At 38.8% G+C, this 6,465-nt stretch carries 8 protein-coding genes; 6 read left to right on the forward strand and 2 right to left on the reverse strand.

Features of this window, described 5'->3' with window-relative positions:
* Positions 1-429, forward strand: a 429-nt coding sequence (locus tag P8O16_RS14510) for a glycosyltransferase family 4 protein (RefSeq protein ID WP_300316160.1), incomplete at its 5' end; no start/stop codon positions are given.
* Between the two features lie 35 nt (positions 430-464).
* Here P8O16_RS14510 and P8O16_RS14515 read toward each other — a convergent pair.
* Complete coding sequence (locus P8O16_RS14515) at positions 465-1,112, reverse strand: Crp/Fnr family transcriptional regulator (RefSeq protein ID WP_300316161.1); 648 nt, start codon at positions 1,110-1,112, stop codon at positions 465-467.
* Between the two features lie 328 nt (positions 1,113-1,440).
* Here P8O16_RS14515 and P8O16_RS14520 point away from each other — a divergent pair, with 328 nt between their 5' ends.
* Both P8O16_RS14520 and cydB read left to right on the forward strand, forming a co-directional pair.
* Positions 1,441-2,796 carry a cytochrome ubiquinol oxidase subunit I gene (locus tag P8O16_RS14520; RefSeq protein ID WP_300316162.1) on the forward strand — a complete coding sequence of 452 codons (1,356 nt, stop codon included), beginning with the start codon at positions 1,441-1,443 and terminating at the stop codon, positions 2,794-2,796.
* Positions 2,797-2,806: 10 nt separating this feature from the next.
* Entirely contained in the window at positions 2,807-3,844 is a 1,038-nt protein-coding gene (gene cydB / locus P8O16_RS14525; RefSeq protein ID WP_300316163.1) for a cytochrome d ubiquinol oxidase subunit II, read from the forward strand.
* A gap of 24 nt (positions 3,845-3,868) precedes the next feature.
* Here the strand turns inward: cydB and P8O16_RS14530 are convergent, their stop codons facing one another.
* A complete protein-coding gene (locus P8O16_RS14530; RefSeq protein ID WP_300316164.1) occupies positions 3,869-4,027 on the reverse strand; it encodes a hypothetical protein in 159 nt (52 codons plus the stop codon).
* A gap of 102 nt (positions 4,028-4,129) precedes the next feature.
* On the opposite strand from P8O16_RS14530, the gene P8O16_RS14535 reads away from it, so the two are divergent.
* From P8O16_RS14535 to P8O16_RS14545, 3 genes are read left to right on the forward strand one after another with little or no spacing between them, the layout of a single operon-like run.
* Positions 4,130-4,459: a hypothetical protein gene (locus P8O16_RS14535; RefSeq protein WP_300316165.1), complete on the forward strand. Its 330-nt coding sequence runs from the start codon at positions 4,130-4,132 to the stop codon at positions 4,457-4,459.
* Positions 4,460-4,500: 41 nt separating this feature from the next.
* Positions 4,501-5,616, forward strand: a complete 1,116-nt coding sequence (locus P8O16_RS14540; protein ID WP_300316166.1) for a cytochrome c peroxidase — start codon at positions 4,501-4,503, stop codon at positions 5,614-5,616.
* A 7-nt stretch (positions 5,617-5,623) separates the two neighbouring features.
* A complete protein-coding gene (locus P8O16_RS14545) occupies positions 5,624-6,346 on the forward strand; it encodes an MbnP family protein (protein ID WP_300316167.1) in 723 nt (240 codons plus the stop codon).
* Positions 6,347-6,465: the final 119 nt, after the last annotated feature.

The raw sequence follows: 6,465 nt of genomic DNA on the forward strand, positions 1-6,465 counted from the left end.
TCCAATCCCGCTCGAGCAAGAGTCAAAGGCTATGATTTGATCGAAAAGCTGGCGGCAAATCATCCCGATTGGACATTTACTTTAGCCGGAGATCCGAATTATATTTCCCCAAATCAAAACATCAAAGTATTGGGAAAAATGAAGTCTTTTGAGCTTCTAGAACTCTACAATTCCCATCAGTTTTACCTTCAGCTTTCTACCTCTGAAGGCTTCCCCAATGCGCTGGGAGAAGCTATGGCTTGTGGTTGTGTTCCCATCGGATCGGCAGTTGGAGCGATTCCTGAAATCATAGGAGATACGGAATTTGTCTTGAGACGAAAAGACTCTATCCTTTTAGAATCTTTAATTCAGAAAATATTGGCAAAGGATTTTATAAACTTATCCAAAAAAAGTCAGCAAAGAATCACTAAACAATTCAATTTCAGTTAAAGAAAAAAGGCCCTATTAAAGGCCTTGGATATTTATTAATTCAGCAATTCGATCTGATTTCGATTAACCCTAACCATACCTCTTTGCTCCAATTTCTTAAGTAATCGGGTTATGACTTCTCGACTTGAATTAAGCTCCTGAGCGATTTGATAATGTGTTTTTTGGATAAATGGGGTATTCCCTGCCGCTGAATTTTTCTCTAGGTATTCCAACAGGCGTTCATCCATTCTGTGAAAAGCTATTCCATCCACTACTTTGAGCAATTCCTCAAAACGATCCTGATAAGTATCCATCACGAAGTAGTACCATGACTTGTATTTAGGCATCCAAAGGTCAAGCTTGGCGATTGGGACAACAATGAAAGTTGTCTCCTCTTCGGGGAAAGCCTTGATCTTAGAATATCCTTCACGCGCAGAACAAATCATAGTAATGGCGCATGCTTCGCCCGGACCCAGGTAATACATGAATAACTCATTATCGTCTTCGTCTTCTCTGAAAACTTTCACACAACCGGAAACTATTAGCGGAATGACCTCAACTTTCTGCCCTATATCCATCATCAACGTGTCAGCAGGCAAATTCATTAAGCTCGCACTTTCAATTATTTCCTCTTTCAATTCCTTTTCAAAATGGGAAAAACAATTTTCCAAGTGATTGGCTATACTCATTTTCTTATCGATCATGGTGATTAGTTTTGTTAGGGTGACATCAATCACTAAAACATATTTATAGAAAGCTATTTTTGGTGAAGTTTGTTCCAAATGAAAAATCCCCCAAGATGAAATCTTAGATTAATTTATTGTTTCTGATAGGAATGGGATTGATGTTTTTGTATCGTATTCTAACCCGAACACCAGGTTTGCCCCAAACGGTTTTTGGTTTCAACACGCACAAACTCAAAAAGATCATCTTTGGTTTGACCATCATTATTGCTAGCTTATTTATTTACAGAAAACCACAAAAATCCACGCCATAAATTGGGATGCTGGACATAATTTAACATCATACAATATGGAAACCGAAATATTAGCTAGAATCCAGTTTGCCTTCACCATCGCATTTCATTACATCTACCCTCCATTGAGTATAGGTTTGGGATTAACTATGGTGTTTATGGAAGGCATGTACCTAAAGACTGGAAACAAACAATACGAGGTTTTAACTCGCTTTTGGTTGAAAATCTTTGCAATCACCTTTGGTATAGGAGTAGCTACAGGTATAATTATGGAGTTTGAATTTGGCACTAACTGGGCTGTGTATTCCAAGTATGTGGGCGATATTTTTGGAAGTGCATTGGCAGCTGAGGGTTTATTTGCATTTGGATTAGAGAGTGCCTTTCTTGGAATTCTACTATTTGGTTGGAACAGGGTATCACCTAAGGTCCATTTTATTTCTACTATTGGGGTGTTTTTAGGTTCAATGTTCTCTGCAGTATGGATCGTTGTGGCTAACAGCTGGCAACAAACGCCTGCTGGATATCATATTGTAGGCGAAGGCTTTAACGCAAGAGCAGAAGTTACAGATTTCTGGGCGATGGTTTTCAACCCTTCGAGTGTAGATAGGATTATACACGTCTGGCAAGGTGCGTTTTTAGCCGGTGCTTTCTTGGTTTTAAGTGTTCACGCCTATTATCTTCTCAACGGACGATATGTTGAGATTTCAAAAAAAGCATTTAAAATAGCTCTTGGAATAGCTACAATTTTCTCCTTAACCCAATTACTTTCTGGCCATAGTTCTGCTGATGGTGTAGCTGTAAATCAACCTGCTAAACTAGCAGCTATGGAGGGTCACTATGAAGTGTCAGCTCCTGCTGATTTGTACTTATTTGGTTGGGTAAATAACCAAACTCAAGAAGTAACTGGATTGAAATTACCAGGTGGTCTATCTTTTTTAGTACACCAAGATTTTGAAGAACCTATTACAGGTTTGAATGCATTCCCAAATGATGAAATACCGGGACAAGTAAATGCCGTCTTTCAATTTTACCATATCATGATTTCTATAGGTATGTTTCTAATTGCACTCACTCTATATGCAAGTTTCTTATGGTGGCGTGGCAACTTGTTCGAACAGAAATGGCTGTTGAAAATATTTGCCTTTTCTGTGCTTTTACCACAAATCGCAAATCAAGCAGGTTGGTTTGCAGCAGAAATGGGAAGACAACCTTGGATAGTATATGGGCACTTAAGAACAAGTGAAGGCTTCTCGCAGGAGGTGTCGTCCAATCAAATTTTATTTTCATTAATCATGTTCTTCATTGTCTACACTTTATTATTCCTTTTATTTCTTTATTCTGTAAATAAAAAGATAAAACATGGTCCTTATGATGAAACAAAAACTCCGAATGAATTTTTAAAATTCGTTTAAACATTGAACTATGGAAACTATTTTAGGATTGGATTACCCAACACTTTGGTACTTAGTAGTAGGCTTATTATTTTCAGGCTATGCTATTTTGGAAGGGTTTGATTACGGTGCTGGAGCTTGGCATCTGTTTTTTAAAAAGGATTTAAGTAGACGTATAGCAATTAACGCAATTGGTCCTTTGTGGGACGCCAATCAAGTGTGGCTAATTATTGGTGGAGGCGCTTTATTTGCTGGCTTCCCTGTAATGTACGCTACGTTGCTGTCCTCTATGTATATACCGTTTATGCTATTCTTAATGCTACTAGTCTTAAGATCTTCCGCAATAAAATTCAGAAGTGCAGAAGAAATGATATGGTGGCGAAAAACTTGGGATATTATCTACTTCGTATCTAACACTTTAATATCCTTTTTATTAGGTGTAGTTTTAGCTAATGTTTTACAAGGGTTGGAAATAGGTGAAAACTACAGCTACAAAGGCGGTATGTTCTTCTCATTTTTAAACCCCTATGCGATAATGGTAGGGTTAACCAGCTTATCACTATTTATGACACAAGGTGCTATTTTTTTATTACTAAAAACAGAAGGTCGTTTATATGTGAGATTGACCTTTTTATTGAAAAAGGGCATGATATTCTTCCTTGTAAGCTTTGCAGCAACTTCTTTGTACACGCTGGTATTTTTACCGGGTGTCACAGATAAATTCAGGGAGTTTCCTGTTTTTTTCGTGATTCCGGTGTTGGCATTTTTAGCTGTTGCAAACATTCCTAGGTTGGTATCGAAAAAGCAATACGCTTATGCACTAATCTTCTCATCGTTGACGATGGCGTTTTTATTGATGCTTGTTGCTTTTCAGTTATATCCTGTATTGTTACCTTCAAAAATATCCCCCGAGTATAGTGTTACTATTTACAATGCTGCATCATCTCAGAAATCCTTGGGAATTATGTTGACCATAGTGGCCATTGGGTCTCCATTATTAGCGGGCTATTTTTTGTTTCTGTATAAGACATTCCACGGTAAAGTGAAGTTAGATGATACTAGTTATTGAAAAAAAATTATGAGAATATTGATATTAAAAAATATGATTATCCACTTTCTTACCAGTCGCTTGATTTAACGGCATAAAAGTCCGATTGAAGTTCATTTTTAACGAACTTCGGTCTTCGGTCACCTGTCTTCCAGGCCAAAAATCAAATGAAATTTCCCTACTGGTATCATTGCGGATAATCATATTAAAAAATTTATTTATCGTTTCTATTTTCTATCGAAGCATTACATTTGTGCAAAATTCGTGAAGTCTCTTTTTTACATATCGCTTAGTGCATTGCTAATCATGAATAGCATGGTCTATTCTGTGATACAGGTGAATTTCACGATCAATCAGGCCTATATCATTGATAATTTCTGTGTGAATACAGACCGTCCAGAGCTAAAATGCGATGGTAAGTGCTTTCTGGCAGATCAGTTCAAAGCTCAAAAAGAAAGACAAGAATCTACCCCAGCTTTTACATTTAACCAGGACTTCGGCGTTTACATCCCAAATACCCCATTTGAGTATACTCCTCTTTTGATCATTCAAAAATCAATTGAACACTTGAGTTTTTATGAGAATCAATTTTTAAACTTCGGAAATACAGAAATCGACCATCCTCCTCAAGGATAACTCGCTCCTTTTTTTACGATTTCTAATTTCAATTTACAATCATGCAAATACATCATCCACTTCGGTGGGGATTGATCTGTATGCTTGGGTTTTTCTCCTACAATTCAGAGGAGGCGCCTATCATAGGTCCCACCGCACTGAGTTTGGAGGCTCCGGATTATTTTCCGCAAGATCAACCCATGCCTGCCAGCAATCCTCTTACCGAAGAAGGTGTGCTGCTCGGTCGAATGCTTTTTTATGAAAAAAAGCTTTCACTCGATGGCAGTATCTCCTGTGCATCCTGTCATCAGCAGGAAAAAGGCTTCAGTGATGGCCTTGCGGTGAGTCCGGGTGTCGGTGGCACCCTCGGAGACGTAAGTGCCATGGCCTTGGTAAATCTACATTGGCAAACAAAATTCTTCTGGAATGGAAGGGAAAACAGCTTGGAAAGCCAGGCTATAGACCCTATCTCTAATCCTATCGAAATGAATTTGCCAATAGATGAAGCTGTAAATCGACTTCAATCCGATTCGAAATATCCCGAGTTGTTTTTTGCTGCATTTGGCAGTAATCAGATCACTCCGGAATTGATCGGTAAGGCCATTTCACAGTTTGAGCGGACTTTGATTTCTGCAAACTCAAAATTTGATCGCTGGATCAGGAATGAAGTTGAGCTAAGTCCTGAAGAAAAGCTTGGCTTAGAACTTTTCTTCACCCATCCGGAACCTGGCATACAGTTACGTGGCGGGAATTGTGGAGACTGTCATTTAGGTTTTCTGACATCAGGTGATCCAAATGGTTTTGCCGGATTCCATAACAATGGATTGGATGATGATTCCAAACTCAAACAAGGACTGGAAAAAGTGACAGGAAACCCATTTGACAAAGGGAAATTCAAAGCACCTTCACTGCGGAATATCGCTCTTACTGCTCCCTACATGCACGATGGGAGATTTAGTACGCTTGAAGACGTTTTGGATCACTACAATGAGCACATCCAAAACAGCAGCACTTTGGATGTATTAATTCTTGAAGCAAGCAATGAACAACTTGATGCTTCGGAACCGGTCAAACTTAAGCTGAGTGAAGAAGAGAAAAAAGCCATTATCGCTTTCCTCCACACACTCACAGACAACCAATTTATAACCAACGAAAAATTTTCTAACCCCTTCAATTAATTAAACAATGAGACTATTTAAATATACCGTTTTAGCATTAGCGATTGGATTTTCATCCTGTAACAATGACGATGAGATCCCTGCAATGATGACTACATCCATTCAGATAGAAAACACCTTGAATGGAAAAGACCTAGTACTCAACTCGAGTACATACGCTCTTCCTTCCGGCGAAACTTTCACCCCGAAAAAATTCAAGTACTACATCTCAAATGTAGCTTTGATTAATTCAAAAACCGGAATAGAATACCTTGAACCAGACAGTTATCATCTGATCAATTCTGAAACCAACATCGGAATTGATTTGGGAATGATTCCATCCTCCAATTATGATCAAATTCGATTTTCTATAGGAGTAGATGCGGAAGCCAATGCGAAGACAGATCAAACCGGTGACTTGGACCCAAATTCTGATATGGCTTGGAATTGGAATTCCGGGTACAAATTCGTGCTATTGGAGGGAGAGTTTGTCCATGCAAAGACACAAGAGCGAACAGGATTGGTACTCCACATTGGTAGAAATCAAAACTACAAGACTATCACCCAGCCAATTTCAGGAATCCAAGCTGGCAAACCTACTATTATTACGCTGACCACCAAGGTGGATGAGTTATTCCTGAGCCCAAATGCACTCAAGGTAAGCGAGCTGCCGAGCACTACCATTATGGGAGGCGAGCTTGCTGACAGGATCGGTGAAAACTATGCTGAGGGATTCGTTTCTATCAAGTAATTGACTTGTCCTAGAATGAGTTTACGCAAACCGTAAACTATGAGTAGAGAAAAAACAAGAACAGGCGGTTCTTTAAGCCTTTCAGAGAGAGAGTCAATGATTAAAGAATTTTTGACAGG

Source organism: Algoriphagus sp., assembly GCF_029254265.1.
Classification (GTDB): domain Bacteria; phylum Bacteroidota; class Bacteroidia; order Cytophagales; family Cyclobacteriaceae; genus Algoriphagus.

What these genes read in the sequence shown, in the direction of transcription:
- P8O16_RS14530 (WP_300316164.1), bottom strand. Translation starts at nt 4,027, where the DNA reads ATGATTATCCGCAATGATACCAGTAGGGAAATTTCATTTGATTTTTGG.
- P8O16_RS14545 (WP_300316167.1), top strand. Translation starts at nt 5,624, where the DNA reads ATGAGACTATTTAAATATACCGTTTTAGCATTAGCGATTGGATTTTCA.
- cydB (WP_300316163.1), top strand. Translation starts at nt 2,807, where the DNA reads ATGGAAACTATTTTAGGATTGGATTACCCAACACTTTGGTACTTAGTA.
- P8O16_RS14535 (WP_300316165.1), top strand. Translation starts at nt 4,130, where the DNA reads ATGAATAGCATGGTCTATTCTGTGATACAGGTGAATTTCACGATCAAT.
- P8O16_RS14540 (WP_300316166.1), top strand. Translation starts at nt 4,501, where the DNA reads ATGCAAATACATCATCCACTTCGGTGGGGATTGATCTGTATGCTTGGG.
- P8O16_RS14520 (WP_300316162.1), top strand. Translation starts at nt 1,441, where the DNA reads ATGGAAACCGAAATATTAGCTAGAATCCAGTTTGCCTTCACCATCGCA.
- P8O16_RS14515 (WP_300316161.1), bottom strand. Translation starts at nt 1,112, where the DNA reads ATGATCGATAAGAAAATGAGTATAGCCAATCACTTGGAAAATTGTTTT.